Below are 20533 nucleotides of genomic sequence, written 5' to 3' on the forward strand. Positions count from 1 at the left end.
CACCCTTGACAAATCTCTTTCCATAAAAAGACGGTATTGACTTAGCCTGTATACTTTGTACGGGCTTTTTATTGTTATTACAAATATAGGAAGCTTTTCTAAGGGTCATTGGAATGCTGTATAGATAAGGGTGTTAAATCACAGTTATTTGAATCTTTTATCTAAAGTATTGTAAAAGGATGACGGGAAAATTATGTTGAATCATGTTTTTGAAAAAGAATTCTTGAATTATGTGTCATAAATCTGTAAACTATATAAAATGAGGAAAAGATATGTTTGGATATGTAATGGTGAATAAACAAAAACTGAGTGAAGAAGAAAATGATACTTATCTTGGTTTTTATTGCGGTTTGTGTTACTGCCTTCATAAAGCATATGGAAAAAGTGGTCAGGCAGCTTTAAATTTTGATATGACATTTCTGGCAATATTGCTGAGTGGTCTATATGAAAGTGAAGTTGTGACAAGGGAATACCGTTGTCCTTTTCATCCGATGAAGAAAAGAATTCTCTATCATAATCCAATGATTGAATATGCATCTGATATGACCATTCTTCTCACATATCTTAAATGTGAGGATAACTGGGAAGATGAACGTAAAAAATCTAGTTATGTTTATCAGAAAGCTTTAAATAAGAAGTTTTTTAAGGTACAATCAATGTATCCGGATAAAGTTAGAAAAATTCGGGAAGTGCTTGAGAAAACTCATCAATTGGAGAAAGAGAAATGTGAAAATATTGATGCTTTAGCTGGTTTGAGTGGTGCGATGCTGGGTGAAATTCTGGTTTATCGGGAAGATGAATGGAAAGATCTTTTATATGAAATGGGTGATTATCTAGGTCGTTTCATTTATATCATGGATGCTTATGAGGATGTCGAAAAAGATATTGCGAAAAATTGTTTTAATCCGTTTATAAAAAGCCATCAGACAACTGGATTTGATGAGCGGATAAAGAATATACTGGAATTGATGATGGCGCACTCGAGTGAGGCGTTTGAGAAACTGCCAATTCTTGAATATGCGAATATTTTGCGAAATATTCTTTATTCAGGAGTCTGGGCAAGATATGAAATGGTAAGAAAGAAAAGAGAGGACAGCAAAAATGGAAGATCCGTATAAGATTTTAGGTGTCAGTCCTGATGCTACTGACGATGAAGTAAAAAAGGCATATCGCCAATTAGCAAAAAAATATCATCCTGATGTAAATAAGGAAGCGGGTGCGGAAGAGCGCTTTAAGAAAATTCAGAATGCTTATGATACGATCATGAATATGCGTAAAAATGGTGGCAATGCACGTGAATTCTGGAATCAGTATGGTTCTCAGCAGACCTATGCCAACAATGATTATCAGAATGTCGTTGCTTACCTGAATCTTGGGCAATATGTGTATGCTTATCAGCTTTTAAGCAATATGAGCAATCGTGATGCTACCTGGTATTATTTGTATGCGATTGCGAATTATGGACTTGGTCAGCAGATTGCAGCGATGGAAGCTGCTGAAAGAGCCTGCCAGATGGATCCGACGAATAACGAGTATCGCCAGCTATATGCTCAGATTCAGCAAGGTCAAAATCGTTATCGCAGGATGCAGCAGCCTTTTGGAGATGGCAGTTCGCTTTGCTGTCAGTTAATTCTCTGTAACATGTGCTTAGGTGGTTTTGGAATGCCGCTTTTTTGCTGCTGTTAGTTTATGGAAGAGCTTATTCAGACAATCGTTAACAAGTATGCAGCGATTTTAAAAGATAATTTGACAGGTATCTATATTCATGGCTCTTATGCTATGGGCTGTTTTAATCCAAGTAAAAGCGACTTGGATTTTCTTGTTATTTGTGAACGTATGCCAACCTTTAATCAGAAAAAAAGAATGATTCAGTTTTTGATGAAACTTGAACCAAAAGCACCGGCTAAGGGCTTTGAAATGAGCTTGGTCTTAAAGCGTTATTGTATGTATTTTACTTATCCGACACCTTATGAACTTCACTATTCACCCATGTATCGCTCCTCTTTTAAGGAAGACTTGGAAGGAACAGTTTTAAAAATGCATGGTAAAGATCGTGATCTTGCAGCACATTTTATGGTTGTTTCTCATTCTGGTATCTGTGCTTATGGGGCGGATATAAAAAAGATCTTTTTAGAGGTACCCAAAGAAGCTTATTTAAATAGTATTGAAAATGATATAGCTGATTCTAAAAAACGTCTTGAAGAAGAACCTGTAGATGTGATCCTTAATTTATGTCGGGTGTATTATTATAAAAAAGAAGGAGTCGTTTCAAGCAAGCTTTCTGCAGGAAAATGGGCAGTTAAGAATTTTCCGCATCCTTTTGATGATATTGTTTCTAGAGCTTGTATATGTTATCAAAGTGATGCTGAGTATAAATTTCATGATAATGAGGGAAAGCTATTTCTTGATTTTATGAAAAAAGAGGGGATCTTAAATGAAAAAAAGTAATGTAATTTTAGTTTATGATGAAAATAAAGAAAAAATTTTGATGTGCAAACGTAGAAAAAATCCTTATAAGGGATTATTGAATTTAGTTGGAGGAAAAGTTGAAAAAAATGAGACGGGTGAACATGCGGCTTATCGTGAATTATATGAGGAAAGCGGTATTTCATCAAAGGATATTGTTTTAACGCATTTAATGGATATGGTATATCATTTAGATGATTTAACTGTAGAAGTTTATATGGGCGTTCTTTTTCATCATGTAGAGGTATATGGGGAAGAAAATGAATTGTGCTGGGTAGATAAAAATGAAAATTTCTTTGATATGAATGTTTATGCCGGTGAAGGGAATATCGGACATATGGTGAAGGTGGCAGAAGATTATCATGATGAATTATTTGATGATCTGCTTTTCATAAAACCGGATGAGTCTTATGCAGCTGAAATCGCTGCTTATAGACAAGAGTTTTTAGATGCGAATGATTCGATGGATGGTACAGGAAATTTAAGAGAGTGTGAAGATCCCTTAAAATGGATCAGTCAAAGTCGTGATTATGAAGATGCTTCTAAAGTTCCTTCACATTGGGTTACTTGTGAACAATATATCCTTGTCAGAAAGAACGATCAAAGAATTTTAGGTATGATTCAATTACGTCATGAATTGAGTGAATATCTTTTAAATTATGGTGGCCATGTTGGCTATAGCGTGCGTCCAAGTGAAAGAAGAAAAGGATATGCAACACTCATGCTTTCAAAGCTAATGGAAGTATGTCGTGAGAAAAATATGGAACGTGTGTTAGTGACTTGTTTAAAGAACAATGAGGCTTCAAGAAAAACCATTTTAAAAAATGGTGGAGTTTATGAGGATGAGCGTTTTGAGACAGATGAAAATGAATATATTGAGAGATATTGGATCACTTTATAAGGGGGAACAAAATGAAATATTATCATGGAAGCAATAAGGCCAATTTAAATCATTTAAAACCTTTTGTTAGTGAACATGAGAAAGCATATGTTTATTTTTCAACGAATCCTGTTTTAGCGGCATTATATTGTGTACATGTTTTAGAAAGACCGTTAAACTGGTTTCCTTATGGCTTTGATGAAAAGGGAAGAGTGGTCTATGAGGAGTATTATGAGAATGCACTCATGGATGTTTATGCGGGTCAAAAAGGATATTTATATGTGTGTGAAGATATTCAAGGTTATAATCCTACAGGAATGAAAGATGTATTTGTCAGTGAACATGAAGAAAGAATAATCGAAGTTATTGAAATTGAGGATATGGGAAGCTGGTTCATGGAGAAAGTGAAAGAAGGGGAACTGGTCTTACATAAATATGAAGAAATGAGTCCTGAAGCATTACGATGGATCCTTCATTCTATTGAAGAAGAATTTCTAAAATATCATTTAGAAGAAACTTCACAGGCAGCTCAGTTTTATATCAGTCGCTTTCCACAGCTTTTATTTGGTAAAGAGATAGAAACAGAAAGATTACGTTTGAGAAAATGGCGAAAAGAAGATGTGAATGATCTTTATGAATATGCTTGTGATGCAGAGGTAGGACCTATGGCTGGATGGAAGCCTCATGAATCAATCGAAGAATCTGCACAGATCATAGAATTGTTTATAAGGCAGAAGGAGTGGGCCATTGAACTTAAGGAAAATCATAAGGTCATTGGTTCGATTGGATTTCATCAGCCTAAAATCAAAAAAAATCGAAGTCTGGAGCTAGGTTATGTGCTATCTAAAAATTATTGGGGTCAGGGATTAATGAGTGAAGCTGTAAAACAGGTATGTACCTTTGCTTTTGAAAGACTTCATCAAGAAGCATTATTTATTTGTTGCTTTGATGATAATGTTCGCTCAGCAAGAGTGGCTGAGAAATGTGGTTTTCAGTATTATAAATACTTAGAAAAAGCGTATCATCGTTATGATGGAATAGATTTGGATGAACATGTATTCATCCTGACAAAAAAAGCTTAAAAAATATAGAGGCAACCAATGGTTGACACTTTGTTTATAAAAGTTGGTTGAAGGAGCATTTCTGATAGTGTTAAAATGTCTATGAAAGAAGGTGAAGCCATGCAAATGGGAGAGCGTATTGCCATATTAAGAAAGAAGAAAGGTCTTTCACAGGAAGAATTAGCGGCAGTGATTGGTGTATCAAGACAGTCTATCAGTAAGTGGGAAAGCTCTCAAAGCGTTCCGGATTTAGATAAAATCATTCAGCTTTGTACGTATTTCGATGTATCATCGGATCATCTTATTTTAGGAAAAGAATCAGAAGATGAAAAACGGCATTTGAATATTAAAACGATCGTGCTGTTAGTGAGCGCTTTTAATCTGTGTGGTTTGATTTTTGGATGTGCATTGTGGCTTGAATATATGAGCTATCCTGCTTTTGTAGTAGGTCCACTTGTTATGATCATTAGCTGTGTCTTTTATGTTTGGGCAATGATGAATCATAAAAATCAAGAAGATAAAATAAAAGCGCAACGCATCTTTTGGTATTTGAATACATGGATCTTGCTTTTTTATCCTTTTGTCGTCTTAACGAATATTTTAGCGTTTCAGCCATTGATTCATTTTCCTTTTGGATATGGTTTCCATTATTTATATTATTGGATTTTATATGGAATTTTGTGTTTCGTCGCTTATAGCATCATTCATCATAAATTAAAAAAAGCCTGAGTTTTGACTCGGCTTTTATTTCATTTGCTCACAGATATAGCGGGCAACATAGACACCGCTGGCAGAAGCATGAGATAGGGAATGGGTGACTCCTGAACAATCCCCAATCACAAATAATCCTTCATGACAGGTTTCTAAATTTTCATCGATTTCTACTTGCATATTGTAGAATTTGACTTCAACACCATATAAAAGGGTATCATCGCTTGCGGTACCTGGCGCAACTTTATCAAGAGCGTAAATCATCTCGATGATGTCATCCATCTGACGCTTAGGAATGACTAAACTTAAATCTCCTGGAGTTGCGGAAAGGGTTGGTGTTAAAAAGGAGCTTTCAATTCTGGATGGTGTAGAACGTTGTCCTCTGATGAGATCACCAAAGCGTTGAACGATTACACCCCCGCCAAGCATATTGGAGAGTCGGGCAATGCTTTCGCCATATTCATTGGAACTTTTAAAAGGTTCGGTGAAATGGTTGGATACCAAAAGGGCAAAATTTGTATTTTCAGTATATAAAGATGGATCATTATAACTATGTCCATTAACAGTGACAATACCATTTGTATTTTCATTTACGACGACACCTTTAGGGTTCATACAAAAGGTTCTGACTTTATCCTGGAATTTTTTAGTTCGATAAACGATCTTACTTTCATATAACTCATCGGTTAGATGTGAAAAGACTTCATAAGGAAGTTCAACACGTACACCAATATCTACACGATTTGATTTTGTTTTGATATTTAAATGATCACAAATGGTTTGCATCCATTTAGAACCGCTTCTACCTGTAGAAATGATACATTTTTTTCCATGATATGTTTGACCATTGGTCATGATTTCATAACCATCTTCAAGATGATGAACCTCATCAACTTTACTGTTGAAATAAAAATCAACATGATCCTTTAATTCTTCATATAGATTTTTTAGGACGATATAATTGATATCCGTTCCTAAATGACGTACACTGGCATCTAAAAGATGGAGATCATTCTGTAGACAGATTTTTTTAAGTTTTGTGTTGGCTGTTGAATAGAGCCGGGTGTTTTCACCACCGTGGGATGTATTGATCTGATCGACATAGTGCATCAGATCGATAGCTTCTTTTTTCCCGATATATTCATATAGGTCACCACCAAACTGATTTGTGATGTTGTATTTTCCATCACTGAATGCACCTGCACCTCCAAATCCATTCATGATGGCACAAGTCTTGCAATTGATACAAGATTTGATTTTTTTTCCATCAATCGGACATTTTCTTTTTTCTAAGGGATTTCCTGTTTCAAATACAGCAATCTTTAGATCAGGTCTTTTTTTTACTAATTCATAACAAGAGAAAATACCACCGGGACCGGCACCAATAATCAAAATATCATATTTCATGTTTCTTACCTCACACTTTTCTATTATACATGGCAAAGCAATAAAATTTCAATGAATTTATAATATTATTTATGATATAATGGCTATGGGAGAGAAAACATGAAAAAACTATTCTTTTTGATTTTTTGTTAAATTATAAGCGGATGTCAGAGCAGGCAGTCTTTATATACAGAAAAGCAGCAGGAAATCCTTCGTGATGCGGATGTTTTAGATTATGCGGAAAATAGCTGTGAACAAGTGACGACACTGCAGATGATGCTGGATGAGGGAGCTTTTGAAAAGGAATATATCGAAGATTATTGTCGAATGGAATTAACTTCTTCGAAACATGTAAATTTTCTTTTGGATCAGGGGTTGAATGATGAAGATGTGATAGGTTTTAGTACGATTCCTTATTTCAGAGATGAAAATATTGCACGTTATTTAGAAGCTGATGGCAGTTATGAGGAAAGAGTATTAGCAGTAAATATGAATATGGACCTGGAGCCTTTTGAAACAACTTCATATGTAAGTGATTTTTCTGATATGACTCTGCTTGTAAATAAGTTTAATGCTTTACCGGAAGGATATGTTCCTGATGATATGGTGGATGTAAAGTATGTTTGTGTCCAGGGCGTGGACTATTCTTGTACGACGATGGATCAAGTTGTTTTACGCCAGGAGGCAGAAGAAGCTTTTGAAAGATTTGTCGAGAGTGCTTTAGAGGAAAAAGGGATTTCGATCGTGGCAATAGCCGCTTATCGTTCTTATCAGTATCAGAAGGATTTATATAATTATTATTTACCGATTTATGGACAGGAAAGAACCGATCAATATTATGCACGTCCCGGACAGAGCGAACATAATAGCGGGTTAGCCGTAGATATTACGTTTGATCATATTCGTTATACAGATATAGAATCTCATGAAGCCTATCCGTGGATCTTAGAAAATATGCATCGTTTTGGCTTTATTTTGCGCTATCCTGAAGATAAGCAAAAGATTACCCGTTATGGTTATGAAAGCTGGCATTTACGTTATGTTGGCGTAGAGGCTGCAACAACGATGTATGAGAATAACTGGTGCCTGGAAGAATATTTGGCACGAAAGTGAGGATGTTATGAAAAAGGTAAGTATCATGCTAATGGCTTTTTTGCTGTTGGCCTGTTCAAAGAATGAAGAAGCTCAAAAACCGCTTGTCTGTCTTTATGAGCCAGATCCTGTTACGGTCGTTTCTTTTTCAGGAGTGGGAGATAATCTGATCCATGAAACGGTTTATTTAGATGCATTGACATCTTCAGGAAGCTATGATTTTACGAAGATGTATGAAGATGTGGCAGATGATATGAAAAAAAGCGATATTGCTTTTATCAATCAGGAAACAGTACTTGGAGGCAGTGAATTAGGACTTAGCGGTTATCCAAGTTTTAATTCACCAAGTGAGATTGCTTTAAATTTAAAAGAAAGCGGCTTTAATCTTGTCAATCTGGCAACAAATCATACATTAGATCGAGGTTTATCTGGAATTATCAACGAGCTAAATACTTTTTCTTCGATTGAGGATATGGTCGTTGATGGTGCGTATATGTCACAAGAAGCTTATGATACGATCGTGACTTTTGAAGTCGAGGGCATTACTTTTAGTTTTTTAGCTTATACGTATGGAACCAATGGTATCATACCAGAGTATTCTTATGAGGTTTCTTATTTTGATGATGAGCAAATTACACGTGATGTTCAAAGAGCTAAAGAAATCAGTGATGTTGTTATCGTGAGTGCTCATTGGGGAGATGAAAATTCTTTTGTTCCTAATAGTTTTCAGCGTCATTATGCACAATTATTTGCGGATTTGGATGTGGATGTCGTAATTGGAACGCATCCGCATGTGATCCAGCCTGTTGAATGGGTAACGGGTGAAACAGGAAATCAGACGCTTGTTGTTTATTCATTAGGTAATTTCATTGGAGGTATGCTGACAACGAATAATGCGATTGGCGGGATGATTCAATTTGATTTTATTAAAGATGAGGAAGATATTTATATCGATCATGTGAAGTGGGTGCCGCTGATGATTCATTTTGAAGGAAACCAGGCGAATATCAATGCAGAACGTTATCATTATAAATCTTATAAGGTTGAAAATTATACGGATGAATTGGCTTCAAAACATGTGTTGAATGGTTATGAAGGGAATGTTGTTTCTTTAGATTATATTTATGAGATTACTCATCAGGTGATTGATGCGTCCTTTTTGGAGTAGTTATGGAATGGATAGAAGTAAAAACTCTTCTTTCTAAAAATAAACGTCCTGAAGAATGGTTTGGTTTTGATTATAATCTGAATCTGTATAAAGGATGTTGTCATGGCTGTATCTATTGTGATTCCAGAAGTCAATGTTATCGGATCGATCATTTTGATGTAGTCAGAGGGAAAAAAGATACAGCTTTAATTCTTGAAAAAGAATTACGTCATAAAAGAAAGAAGGGAATCATTGGAATGGGTGCCATGTCAGATCCGTATAACCCATTTGAAAAAGAAGCAAGGCTGACAAGAGGGGCCCTTACGCTTATCGAGCGCTATGGTTTTGGTGTAGGGATCACGACCAAAAGTGATTTGATATTAGAAGATTTAGAACACTTGAAGAAGATTCATGAGAATATGACTGCAGTTGTGAATTTTACGATCACAAGTGCTTCTGATGAATGTTCTCTAAAAATTGAACCTCATGTTTCAGTATCTTCAAAACGTTTTGAAGCTGTGCGAAGATGCAAAGAAGCAGGTCTTATATGTGGTATCATCATGAATCCTGTTTTACCTTTTATTACAGATAGCAAAGAAAATATCTTAAAAATGATTGATATGGCTGATCAGTGTCATGCCGATTATATCATGACTTATATGGGAGTAACGCTGCGACAAAACCAACGTGATTACTATTATAAAAAACTGGATGAACTTTATCTGGGACTTTCTTATCAATATCAGCGTATTTATGGGAATCGCTATCACTGTGAATCTTTGAAATGGCGTGAAAACTATGAAATATTGAAAAAGGAATGTCAAAAAAGAAAGATTCTTTATCAGATGGAGGATATTGTTGATCTGATCACATCTCATAAAAAAGAAATGAGTCAGCTATCGCTGTTTGATTAGATTTTGTGCTATAATATCCGCATGGAATTAAAAGCAATTACAACACCTAAGAAAATTGAAATTTTAAAGGCTATGGGAATTGAAAGTGTCGAAGATGTCCTCGTTCACTATCCTTTTCGTTATGAAAATCATGAGCGTAAACCAATAGAAGATTGGAAAATTGGCGAAAAGGTCTTTACTAGTGGTGTTATCTGTTCATCAGCACGTGTTATTCGTCTTGGCGGTAAGAAAAGTATGACTCGTTTTTCAATGATGATTGATGAAGAGGAATTTCTTTGTAGTATTTTTAATCGGCCATGGACCAATATTTTTCCTGTTGGTAAGACGATGACGATCAGTGGTGTTTATCAGGGAAGTAATAAGATCACATTGACAAATATCAATTCATTGCCAATTGATGATCAGCTTGGGTTACAGCCTGTTTATTCTACGACCCAATCTCTTTCTCAAAAAGATTGGATCAAGCTGATTGACAAAGCATTAGAGGTTTATTTAGATAAGATCGAAGAGCGGATTCCTGAGGAATACCGCTTAAAATATAGGTTATTATCAAGAAAAGAAGCACTTTATTATATTCATAAACCTAAGACACATCATGCTCTTGTTCAGGCACTTAGGACATTAAAGTATGAAGAATTTTTGATTTTTCAGTGCTGCATGCAGATCGAACGCAGTGAAAATATGAAAAATCAGGGTGTAGGCAAAGAGTTTTTAAATGATGATGTGTATGAACTGGCTCGTAATCTTTCTTTTGAACTGACTGAAGATCAAAAGAAATGTATTGATGAAATTTTAAGTGATCTGCATGCTTCGACCTGTATGATGCGTTTGCTTCAGGGAGATGTGGGATGTGGAAAAACACTGGTGGCAGCGTTTGTGGCTTATGGCTGTGTTTGTGCACATAAACAGGTAGCCTTTATGGCACCAACAGAAATCTTGGCGAAGCAGCATGCTTCCTCTCTTTCAAAAGTCTATGAAGGTTTTGGTGTACGTTTAAAACTATATTGTTCTTCTTTGAAGAAAAATGAAAAGGAACAAATCTTAAAGGAACTTAAAGAGGGGCAGATTGATATTTTGGTAGGAACACATGCCTTATTTCAGGATGATGTATATTATGCTGATTTAGGCTTGGTGATCACGGATGAGCAGCATCGTTTTGGTGTGGAGCAACGACGGAAACTTTTAAATAAAGGAAAAAAGGTCGATATGCTTTTGATGAGTGCTACACCGATTCCTCGTACACTGGCTTCTTCGATTTATGGTGATCTGGATGTTTCGACGATTCGTGAGTATCCGAAAGGACGAAATATTACTCAGACATATTATATTGCATCCAAAAGCATGAAACCGATCTTAAAGGATGTGCTTTTGAAAATTCATGAGGGTGAACAATGTTATGTTGTTTGTCCAAGTATTGAAGAAAATGAAGATTATAAAATGAGTAGCGTCATTTCAATTTATGAAGGAATGTGTAGTGTCTTAAAAGACTATCATATTGGTCTTCTTCACGGTCAGATGAAAAGTGAAGAAAAAGATGAGGTCATGGGACGTTTTCTTTCACATGAACTGGATATTCTTGTGGCTACGAGTGTGATTGAAGTGGGTGTTGATGTGAAAGATGCCAATATCATGGTGATCTATGATGCTCATCGTTTTGGGTTGAGTCAGATTCATCAGTTGCGTGGACGTGTAGGCAGAGGAAAACGCCAGGGTATCTGTTATCTTTTAAGTGATACAAAAGATGAAGAAAGCATTGCCCGGTTAAAAAAGCTGGAAGCCTGCCATGATGGTTTTGAACTTTCAATGTATGATCTACAGATGCGAGGTCCGGGAGATATTCTTGGTAAACGACAGAGTGGATTGCCGAGCTTTATATTGGGTGATCTGATTCAGGATTCTAATATTTTGAATCGTGCACGTGATGATGCAATGGAAATTGTAAAGAAAATAGAGGATTATCCAAACTTAAAAAAGATTTGTGAAAAATATACTTTAGAAAATAAATATCTTGATTAAAATATGATATAATGGGGGAACATGGAGGAAATATGGAAATATTCGATTGGCTTAAAGAAAGAAATATTGAGGTAAATGATAAAAGTCTAATACAGAATGCATTTGTTCATTCATCTTATGTGAATGAACATCGTACTTTTAAAAGTGATAATGAGCAATTAGAATTTATGGGGGACGCTGTTTTACAGGTTTGGTCGGCAAAAAAACTTTTTGAGCTTCAGCCGCCTTTAGATGAAGGACATATGACAACATTGCGTGCCCAGCTTGTGAGTGAGGCAGCCTTGGCCCAATATACACGTGAATTGAAATTAAACCAGTTTTTATTATTAGGGGTCGGTGAAGAAAAAACGGGTGGACGTGAACGTGAATCGATCATGGCCGATATGTTTGAAGCTTTTATCGGTGCTTTATACCTGGATAGTGGTTTTGACAATGTCTGCAAGATTTTAGAAAGTGTGATCACGCCACATATCTTAGCGCCTAAGGCTGAAAATCTTATTGACTATAAGACTAAGCTTCAGGAATATGTACAAGCAGATGCCCGCAGAACGGTTAGTTATGAGGTCATTCATATGGAAGGGCCAAATAATCAGCCTGTGTTTGAAGTCATTGTGAAAATGGATGATATTACGCTTGGCAGAGGTAAAGGACCTTCCAAGAAAAAAGCTGAACAGGCAGCTGCAAAGGATGCTTTTGAGAAAATGGTGAAATAGCCATTTTTTTAGAGAGGAGGTTTTTCATGAATATTGAGTATCTGTTGAAAGAGTTAAAAATGGATGAAGAAAGCTCGTATTTTCAAAAAGCACAATTGGAAAAGCCTATTTACTATAAAAGCGCTCAAAAGCTTTGTATTCATCTAAGACTTGAAAGAGTGCTGCCTTTTCAGGTATGGAGAATGTTGAAAGATCGTCTGATGAAACATTTAAAATGCAGTGTAGAGATAGAAATCAGCGTTCAAGATATGAGTTTTGAAGATAATCTTATCAAAGAGTATGCCGAAGAGTGTATCGTTTTGAATCATTTGCGTTTACATAGTGATATTCATCAGGGAAAGATGAAGATCAGTGATGATCAGTTAGAAGATTTTTATGTGCTTCAGGAATGGTTAAAAAGAGCTGGCTTAAAATTAGAAGAAGAAAAAGAAGAAGCTATTTTTAGGGAAGAAGTGAAAAAGGTAAAAGCTCCAAAAGTGACGTTTACACCTGAAGTCAATGTAGAAAAAAAGAAAACGTATGTTCCAAGAGGTAAAAAATCATATCTGCCTCTGTCTCTCCATGAGATTCATGAAGCTTGTGAAAATGTAGAGATATGGGGAGATATTTTTGAAATTGAAATGCGTCCGGTAGGAAAAAGCATGCTTCAAAGCGTTTATCTGGCAGATGATGATGACGCGATCGTCATGAAACGTTTTTCTGGTGCCCGTCTAAGCGAAGAAGAAATGAATCAGCTCAAGGTAGGCCAGCGGATACGTGCTTATGGAAGAGTCGTGGATGACTCTTATTTACGTACTCTTGTTTTCATGCCGGATAAAGTGGAAGTGATCGAGAAAAAGATGCGTGAAGATACTGCTGAAAAGAAAAGGGTAGAACTTCATTTGCATACGAAGCTTTCCGAAATGGATGGTGTCAGTGATATTTCACAGTATATCGATCAGGCAGCAGCCTGGAATCATACGGCCTTAGCGATCACGGATCATTTAGTTGTACAGGATTTTCCAAAAGCCCAGCGTTATTTAGAGAAAATCAATAAGGGCAGAGAAAATCCGATCAAGATGCTTTATGGTGTTGAGATGAACATGGTGGATCCTGAATTAAATATAGTGACCCATCCAAATGATACAAAGCTGGAAGAAGCCAGCTACTGTATCTTTGACCTTGAAACAACGGGTTTATCAAGTCGTTATGACCACATTATAGAGTTTGGTGGCGTGATCGTTGAGAATCGTGAAGTAAAGGGTAAATTACAAATGTTTATCAAGCCGCCGGTTGCTTTAAGTGCATTTACGACAAATTTAACGAATATTACAGAAGATGATCTGGAAAATGCTTTGCCTTTTGAACAGGCTGCTGATCAAATCTTAGAATTTATTGGTGATCGAGTATTAGTGGCCCATAATGCTTCTTTTGACGTGAATTTTATTAATGATTCATTGGTTCGTATTGGTCGGAAACCACTAGAAAATCCAGTGATCGATACACTTGATCTATCTTATTCATTGCATGCGGATCGCAAGGCCCATCGTCTTGGTAATATTGCTCGTATCTATAATATTAAATATGATGAAGAAGTAGCTCACCGTGCAGATTATGATGCCCAGGTGCTAAGTGATGTTTACTTGAATATGCTTAATGAACTAAAAGATGTGGAAACGTTAAATGATCTTGCTCATTTTTATACAGAAGCTTGTTTTTCTAAAGTAAGAACGAAACATATCATTGTTTTTGCGAAAAATAAAGCAGGTTTGAAATCTCTTTTTGAACTGATTACATTATCACATACCAAGCATTTGGCTTATAATGGAAAAAATAGTGCCAATATTGTGGCAGAACCCCGTATTTTTAGAAAGGAGATTGAAGAAAGAAGAGAAAATCTTCTTTTAGGAAGTGCCTGCAGTAATGGAGAAGTTTTTGAGATTGCACATACTCGCAATGAAGAGCAATTGAAAAAAGTTGTTTCTTTCTATGATTTCATAGAAATTCAGCCATTGGAAAACTATCGTTTTTTAATTGAAAGAAATACGATTGCAAGTAATGAACGCTTGAAAGAAATCTTATCAGGTATCATAGCGGCTGCAGATGAATTGGGAAAACCAGTCGTTGCGACAGGGGATTGTCATTATGCAGAACCTTCTCAAAAGAAAATTCGTGATATCTATATCAATTCTCAGGCGATTGGTGGAAAACGTCATCCTTTATATATCTATGATGCACAGCGGCGCAGAACGACCGTCAATCCGGATCAGCATTTTAGAAGTACTAATGAAATGCTGGAATGTTTTAACTGGCTTGATGAGAAAAAAGCGTATGAGATCGTTGTTGAGAATACAAATATGATTGCTGATCAGATTGAAAAGATCAATCCGGTCTATGATACGCTCTTCCCGCCTAAGATGGAGAACTCAGATAAGAAACTGGCGGAGATCTGTTATGAAAATGCATATAAGAAATATGGAAATCCACTTCCAAAGATCGTTGAAGATCGTTTGAAACGTGAGCTGGATTCCATCATCGGACATGGCTTTTATGTTGTTTACTATATTTCGCATCTATTAGTGAAAAAGAGTCTGGAAGATGGTTATATGGTAGGTAGTCGAGGATCTGTCGGCAGTAGCTTTGTCGCAACTATGGCGAATATTACAGAGGTAAATCCATTAGCGCCTCATTATGTCTGCCCAAAATGTCATTATGTTGAATTCTTTACCGATGGCTCTGTTGCCAGTGGTTTTGATTTACCGGATAAAAAATGTCCAAACTGTGGTGAGATCATTCGTGGGGATGGACAGGATATTCCTTTTGAAACTTTCTTAGGTTTTGAAGGGGATAAGGTTCCTGATATCGACTTGAACTTCTCAGGTGACTATCAGCCACGTGCGCATAATTATCTAAAAGAAGTCTTTGGTGAAGATCATGTATTTAGAGCAGGTACGATCGGTACGGTTGCTCAGCAGACAGCTTTTGGTTATGTAAAGGGTTATGAAGAAGAAATGGGGATTGAGGGTCAAATGCGTCAGGCACAGGTTCTTCATCTGGCGAAAGGATGTGATGGTGTCAAACGTACGACCGGACAGCATCCTGGTGGTATCCTGGTAGTACCGAATGAATTTGATGTACATGATTTTACACCAGTGCAGTATCCTGCCAATAACCCATTTGCAGATTGGAAAACAACTCATTTTGAATTCCATGATATTCATGATAACCTTTTGAAATTTGATATTCTTGGTCATGTCGATCCAACAGCGATGAAGCTTTTGGAAGAACAAAGCGGGATCGATCCGAAAACGATCCCGATGAATGATCCGGAAACGATGAAAATCTTCTCAAGTGTCGAAAGTTTACATATTGATACTTCCAAAAATACAGAGGTTACAGGAGCTGCCGGTATTCCGGAATTTGGTACACCGTTTGTTCGTGGTATCCTGGAATTGACAAAACCAACGACCTTTGATGAATTAGTACGTATTTCTGGTCTTTCTCATGGTACGGATGTTTGGCTGAATAATGCCAAGGATTTGATTGATAGTGGTCAATGTACATTGAAAGATGTTATCGGATGTCGTGATGATATCATGGTATATTTGCTGCATAAGGGACTTCCTGCCAAATTAGCTTTTACGATCATGGAAAGTGTTCGTAAAGGTAAAGGATTAAAAGATGAATGGAAGGAAGAAATGAGCAAAAAGGAATATAATATTGATCCTTGGTATATTGACAGCTGTTTAAAGATCAAGTACATGTTCCCAAAAGCTCATGCTGTAGCTTATGTTATGATGGCGGTTCGTATTGCCTGGTTCAAGGTACATCAGCCTCTCTATTATTACTGCATGTTCTTCTCGATTCGCTGCGATGCCTATGAGATTGAAACGATGATTGCCGGTGAAAATATGATACGCTTAAGAATGAATGAGATTTCTCAAAAGATGTATTCTAATGAGCATAAAAATGAAGTATCTAAAAAAGAAAAAGATATTTATTCTACCTTGGAACTGGCTTTAGAAATGGTATTGCGTGGTTATCGAATCGGTAATATCGATCTGAATCGTTCGCAGGCAAGTACCTTTATCGTGGACCCTGATCATAAGAACACGATCATACCTCCTTTCTCAACAATTGATGGGTTGGGAAGCAACGTTGCAGAAACGGTTGTTGAAGAAAGAGAAAAACGTCCATTCTTATCAAAACAAGATCTGATGGCACGCACCTCTTTAAATGGAACCCATATCAAGAAATTGGAAAGCATGGGAGTATTAAAAGGTCTTCAGGAAGAAAATCAAATGTCATTATTTTAAAAGTAAAAACTGCAAGTTAGATATTTTGGTGATATATCTGTTTGCAGTTTTTTGTTATTCAATATTTTTTTGATCATAGTTGCCAATGATCTGCTCAGTCTTAGATACAGTGATGAATATCTGGGGATCAATAAGCTGTGCTTCTGTTACAAGTTCATTGACTTCAAATGAGTTACAGACAAGGATCAGCATGCTTTTTTCTTCTTTGGTATAGGCTCCTTGTGCAAAGAGCTGGGTAGCACCGTGATTGGTCGTTTTAAATATCAGGTCACTGATTTCTTCAGGTTTGGAGGTAATCAGACGTAAAGATACAAGCTTGTAGCGGTCATGAAAATTGTTGATGATATAGGTTGCCGCAAATTGGTAGATCATGGAATAAAAAGCATCATAGAAACCGAAATAAATACCGGCAATGATAAGGATAAGAATATTGAAGATCATGATCTGATTCCAGAAAGGCTTATTGTATTTATGAGACATATAGATGGCGATAAAATCCATACCGCCACTGCTGGCATTTGCCTGTAAAGCCAATAAGCTTGAAAAGCCTGCAATAACACCTCCAAAAAGACTCAGAAGCAGAGGATCATCAACAAGAGAAAAGCGTGGAATCAGGGTAATGAAAAAAGAAACGAGAACAAATTGTAAACCTGAATAGAGAAGAAACTTTTTGCCTGCTACTTTTCTTACTAAAAAAATTGAACCAAGGTTGAGTATCAAATATAGAAAGTTAAACGAAAGATCAAAATTCAAAAATTTCAGAGATAGCCGGCTGGTCAAAACAGCGATCCCTAGAAAACCCGATGGATATAGATGAGCCGTTTCCACGAATCCTTGAACAGCAACTGCTGAAAGAAGACTGGAGAGAATGACGAGAAATAGCGATTTAAGGTGTTGATTAAATAATTGATTTTTGGATTTATTTATATGATTCATAATTGTCTCCTTTTTTAATGATGTTGTTATACTATTGAAAGAATCGTTTGTCAATCAAGATTTGAATTATTTATAGTTTAGACTAGTCAATTAAGAAAAAAAAAGCTATAATATTAAGGTAAGCGATTACAATTGCTAGGAGGAATTATTAATGACAAAATATGTTTATCTGTTCTCTGAAGGTAATGGCCAGATGCGTGAGCTTTTAGGTGGAAAAGGTGCAAACCTTGCGGAAATGACAAAATTGGGCATGCCCGTTCCTTTTGGTTTCACTGTAACAACTGAGGCTTGTAACCGTTACTATGATGACGGGGAACAAATTCATGAAGACATTCAGAAGGAAATTTTTGAAGCGTTAAGCGAATTGGAAAAGAAAACAGGAAAAAAACTAGGAGATAAGGAAAATCCTTTACTGGTATCAGTTCGTTCAGGGGCCAGAGCTAGTATGCCGGGGATGATGGATACCATTCTGAATTTAGGTATCAATGATGAAGTGGTTGAAACGATTGCAGCAAAGACAAATAATCCACGCTTTGCTTATGATTCTTATAGACGTTTCATCCAGATGTTTGCAGATGTAGTTATGGGATTATCCAAGGCTCGTTTTGAAACAATTATTGATGAAATCAAAGCTGAACGTGGTGTGAAGCTGGATTCTGATTTAAATGCTGATGAAATGAAAGAAATGGTTTCAAAATTTAAGGAATTCTATCGTGAACAGCTTCATGATGACTTTCCTACAGATCCACGTGTTCAATTGATCAAAGCTGTTGAAGCAGTATTTATGAGCTGGAATAATGAACGTGCAATTTATTATCGTCAAGTTAATGATATTCCATCTTCATGGGGTACAGCCGTTAATGTTCAATCCATGGTTTTTGGAAATATGGGAAATGACTGTGGTACAGGGGTTGCTTTTACACGTAATCCAGCTACAGGTGAAAAGAAATTATTTGGTGAATTTTTAATGAATGCTCAGGGTGAGGATGTTGTTGCCGGTGTTCGTACGCCTCAGACAATTGATCAACTGAAAGAAGTCGCTCCTCATGCTTATGATCAGTTTGTGAAAATCTGCGGTATTCTGGAAAACCATTATAAAGATATGCAGGATATGGAATTTACTATTGAAAATGGAAATCTGTATATGCTTCAGACACGTAATGGAAAGCGTACAGCTGCAGCTGCGTTGAAAATTGCCTGTGATTTGGTTGATGAAGGATTAATCAATGAAGAAGAAGCTTTGATGATGGTAGACCCAAAACAGTTAGATGCACTGTTGCATCCACAGTTTGATGCCGATGAATTAAAGAAAGCTAAAGTTATTGCGAAAGGTCTTGCAGCTTCTCCAGGGGCTGCTGCCGGACAGGTATATTTTACAGCAGAAGATGCGATTGCTGCTCATAATAATGGTGAAAAAGTGGTGCTTGTCCGTCTGGAAACAAGTCCGGAAGATATTCAGGGTATGGCTGCCAGTGAAGGTATTTTAACTGTTCGTGGCGGTATGACAAGTCATGCAGCCGTTGTTGCTCGTGGTATGGGTACTTGCTGTGTATCCGGCTGTGATGATGTTAAGATCAATGAAGAAGCTAAAACGTTTACTGTTAATGGTGTGACTTATCATGAAAAAGACTGGATTTCACTTGATGGCTCTACAGGAAATGTATATGGTGAGGCTGTTAAGACCGTTCCGGCAACGATCAGTGGTTATTTTGAAAGATTTATGAGTTGGGCTGATAATACACGTAAGCTTCAGGTGAGAACAAATGCCGATACTCCTAGAGATGCGAAACAGGCTGTTGAATTTGGTGCCGAAGGTATTGGTTTGGTTCGTACAGAGCATATGTTCTTCGAAGGTGATCGTATCAGGGCTGTTCGTGAAATGATCGTTTCTAAGACTGAAGAACAGCGTCGTGTTGCTTTAGCAAAGATTCTTCCTATGCAGCAGGGTGACTTTGAAGCTATCTATGAAGTGATGCAGGGACTTCCGGTAACGATCCGTTATTTAGATCCGCCTCTGCATGAATTCTTGCCTAATACGGATGAAGAAATTGCCTCTTTAGCTGAGGAAATGAATATGACATTTGATGAATTGAAGAATGTCGTTGTTTCTTTACACGAATTTAACCCTATGATGGGTCACCGTGGCTGTCGTTTGGCTGTCAGCTATCCTGAAATTGCCGAAATGCAGACGGAAGCTGTCATTCAGGCTGCAATCAATGTCAATAAGAAACATCCTGAATTTGATGTTCATCCAGAAATCATGATTCCTCTTGTTGGTGATAAAGCAGAACTTAAATTTGTTAAGAATATTGTTGTAAAGAAGGCTGAAGAGGTCATGGAAAAGAATGGTGTCCATTTAGATTATAAGGTTGGAACGATGATTGAAATTCCTCGTGCTGCCTTATTAGCAGATGAGATTGCGGAGGAAGCTGAATTCTTCTCATTTGGAACGAATGACCTGACTCAGATGACTTTCGGTTTCTCAAGAGATGATGCCGGTGGATTCTTGAAAGATTATTATGAAAAGAAAATCTACGAACAAGATCCATTTGCCCGTGTTGATCAGAAAGGTGTAGGAAAACTGATCAAGATGGCAGCTGAAGGCGGAAGAGCCACTCGTCCTGATATCAAGTTAGGTATTTGTGGTGAGCATGGTGGGGATCCAAGTTCTATTGACTTCTGTCATCGTATAGGACTGACATATGTTTCTTGTTCACCTTTCCGTGTACCAATTGCTCGTTTAGCGGCTGCACAGGCTGCTATTCGCAATAAGTAATCATGTAAAGCAAGGTATGATTTCATATCTTGCTTTTTCTGATTTGTGATAAAAACAAATTTTGATATAAATCTTATATAAATTGAACCATGATTTTATCTTGTTTTGTATGATTAAGATAGCATATAATTAATAAAAAA

Annotated in this window: 15 protein-coding genes; 13 read left to right on the top strand and 2 right to left on the bottom strand. The window is 36.8% G+C overall.

The window, feature by feature from the left end; genetic code table 11:
- The first annotated feature begins 272 nt into the window (after window positions 1-272).
- The 6 genes from BQ5367_RS11195 (at window position 273) to BQ5367_RS11220 (ending at window position 5136) form a co-directional block, all read left to right on the top strand.
- Window positions 273-1118, top strand: coding sequence for a DUF5685 family protein (locus BQ5367_RS11195; RefSeq protein WP_071442573.1), 846 nt, complete (start codon window positions 273-275; stop codon window positions 1116-1118).
- Window positions 1102-1686: a J domain-containing protein gene (locus tag BQ5367_RS11200; RefSeq protein WP_071442574.1), complete on the top strand. Its 585-nt coding sequence runs from the start codon at window positions 1102-1104 to the stop codon at window positions 1684-1686. The genes BQ5367_RS11195 and BQ5367_RS11200 overlap by 17 nt, the downstream gene beginning before the upstream one ends.
- A 3-nt stretch (window positions 1687-1689) precedes the next feature.
- The gene (locus tag BQ5367_RS11205) at window positions 1690-2448 is read left to right on the top strand and encodes an aminoglycoside adenylyltransferase domain-containing protein (protein WP_071442575.1); all 759 of its coding nucleotides are present in this window, start codon (window positions 1690-1692) and stop codon (window positions 2446-2448) included.
- Window positions 2435-3367, top strand: a complete 933-nt coding sequence (locus BQ5367_RS13600) for a GNAT family N-acetyltransferase (RefSeq protein ID WP_161940491.1) — start codon at window positions 2435-2437, stop codon at window positions 3365-3367. Before BQ5367_RS11205 ends, BQ5367_RS13600 begins: the two co-directional genes overlap by 14 nt.
- Window positions 3368-3378: 11 nt before the next feature.
- Complete coding sequence (locus tag BQ5367_RS13435; protein ID WP_143052394.1) at window positions 3379-4428, top strand: GNAT family N-acetyltransferase; 1050 nt, start codon at window positions 3379-3381, stop codon at window positions 4426-4428.
- A gap of 81 nt (window positions 4429-4509) precedes the next feature.
- Window positions 4510-5136, top strand: a complete 627-nt coding sequence (locus BQ5367_RS11220; RefSeq protein ID WP_161940492.1) for a helix-turn-helix domain-containing protein — start codon at window positions 4510-4512, stop codon at window positions 5134-5136.
- 15 nt (window positions 5137-5151) lie between these two features.
- On the opposite strand, the gene BQ5367_RS11225 is transcribed toward BQ5367_RS11220, so the two are convergent.
- Window positions 5152-6525 (bottom strand): NAD(P)/FAD-dependent oxidoreductase, encoded by a 1374-nt coding sequence (locus tag BQ5367_RS11225; protein WP_071442577.1) that lies wholly within the window; start codon window positions 6523-6525, stop codon window positions 5152-5154.
- Window positions 6526-6762: 237 nt separating this feature from the next.
- Between BQ5367_RS11225 and BQ5367_RS11230 the strand changes: the two genes are divergently transcribed.
- From BQ5367_RS11230 to BQ5367_RS11255, 6 genes are read left to right on the top strand one after another with little or no spacing between them, the layout of a single operon-like run.
- On the top strand, window positions 6763-7617 hold the full coding sequence (locus BQ5367_RS11230) for a M15 family metallopeptidase (protein WP_143052395.1): 855 nt from the start codon (window positions 6763-6765) through the stop codon (window positions 7615-7617).
- A 7-nt stretch (window positions 7618-7624) separates the two neighbouring features.
- Entirely contained in the window at window positions 7625-8764 is a 1140-nt protein-coding gene (locus BQ5367_RS11235; protein WP_071442578.1) for a CapA family protein, read from the top strand.
- Window positions 8765-8766: 2 nt separating this feature from the next.
- Window positions 8767-9657 carry an SPL family radical SAM protein gene (locus BQ5367_RS11240; RefSeq protein WP_071442579.1) on the top strand — a complete coding sequence of 297 codons (891 nt, stop codon included), beginning with the start codon at window positions 8767-8769 and terminating at the stop codon, window positions 9655-9657.
- A gap of 21 nt (window positions 9658-9678) precedes the next feature.
- A complete protein-coding gene (gene recG, locus BQ5367_RS11245; RefSeq protein WP_071442580.1) occupies window positions 9679-11673 on the top strand; it encodes an ATP-dependent DNA helicase RecG in 1995 nt (664 codons plus the stop codon).
- A gap of 32 nt (window positions 11674-11705) precedes the next feature.
- Window positions 11706-12386 (top strand): ribonuclease III, encoded by a 681-nt coding sequence (gene rnc / locus BQ5367_RS11250; protein WP_071442581.1) that lies wholly within the window; start codon window positions 11706-11708, stop codon window positions 12384-12386.
- A gap of 26 nt (window positions 12387-12412) precedes the next feature.
- Window positions 12413-16681, top strand: coding sequence for a PolC-type DNA polymerase III (locus BQ5367_RS11255; RefSeq protein WP_071442582.1), 4269 nt, complete (start codon window positions 12413-12415; stop codon window positions 16679-16681).
- 54 nt (window positions 16682-16735) lie between these two features.
- Here BQ5367_RS11255 and BQ5367_RS11260 read toward each other — a convergent pair whose 3' ends face one another.
- Window positions 16736-17617: a YitT family protein gene (locus tag BQ5367_RS11260; RefSeq protein WP_083383256.1), complete on the bottom strand. Its 882-nt coding sequence runs from the start codon at window positions 17615-17617 to the stop codon at window positions 16736-16738.
- A gap of 151 nt (window positions 17618-17768) precedes the next feature.
- On the opposite strand from BQ5367_RS11260, the gene ppdK reads away from it, so the two are divergent.
- Window positions 17769-20393 (top strand): pyruvate, phosphate dikinase, encoded by a 2625-nt coding sequence (ppdK, locus tag BQ5367_RS11265; RefSeq protein ID WP_071442583.1) that lies wholly within the window; start codon window positions 17769-17771, stop codon window positions 20391-20393.
- Window positions 20394-20533: the final 140 nt, after the last annotated feature.

The sequence above is a fragment of the Traorella massiliensis genome, assembly GCF_900104665.1.
Lineage (GTDB): Bacteria > Bacillota_I > Bacilli_A > Erysipelotrichales > Erysipelotrichaceae > Traorella > Traorella massiliensis.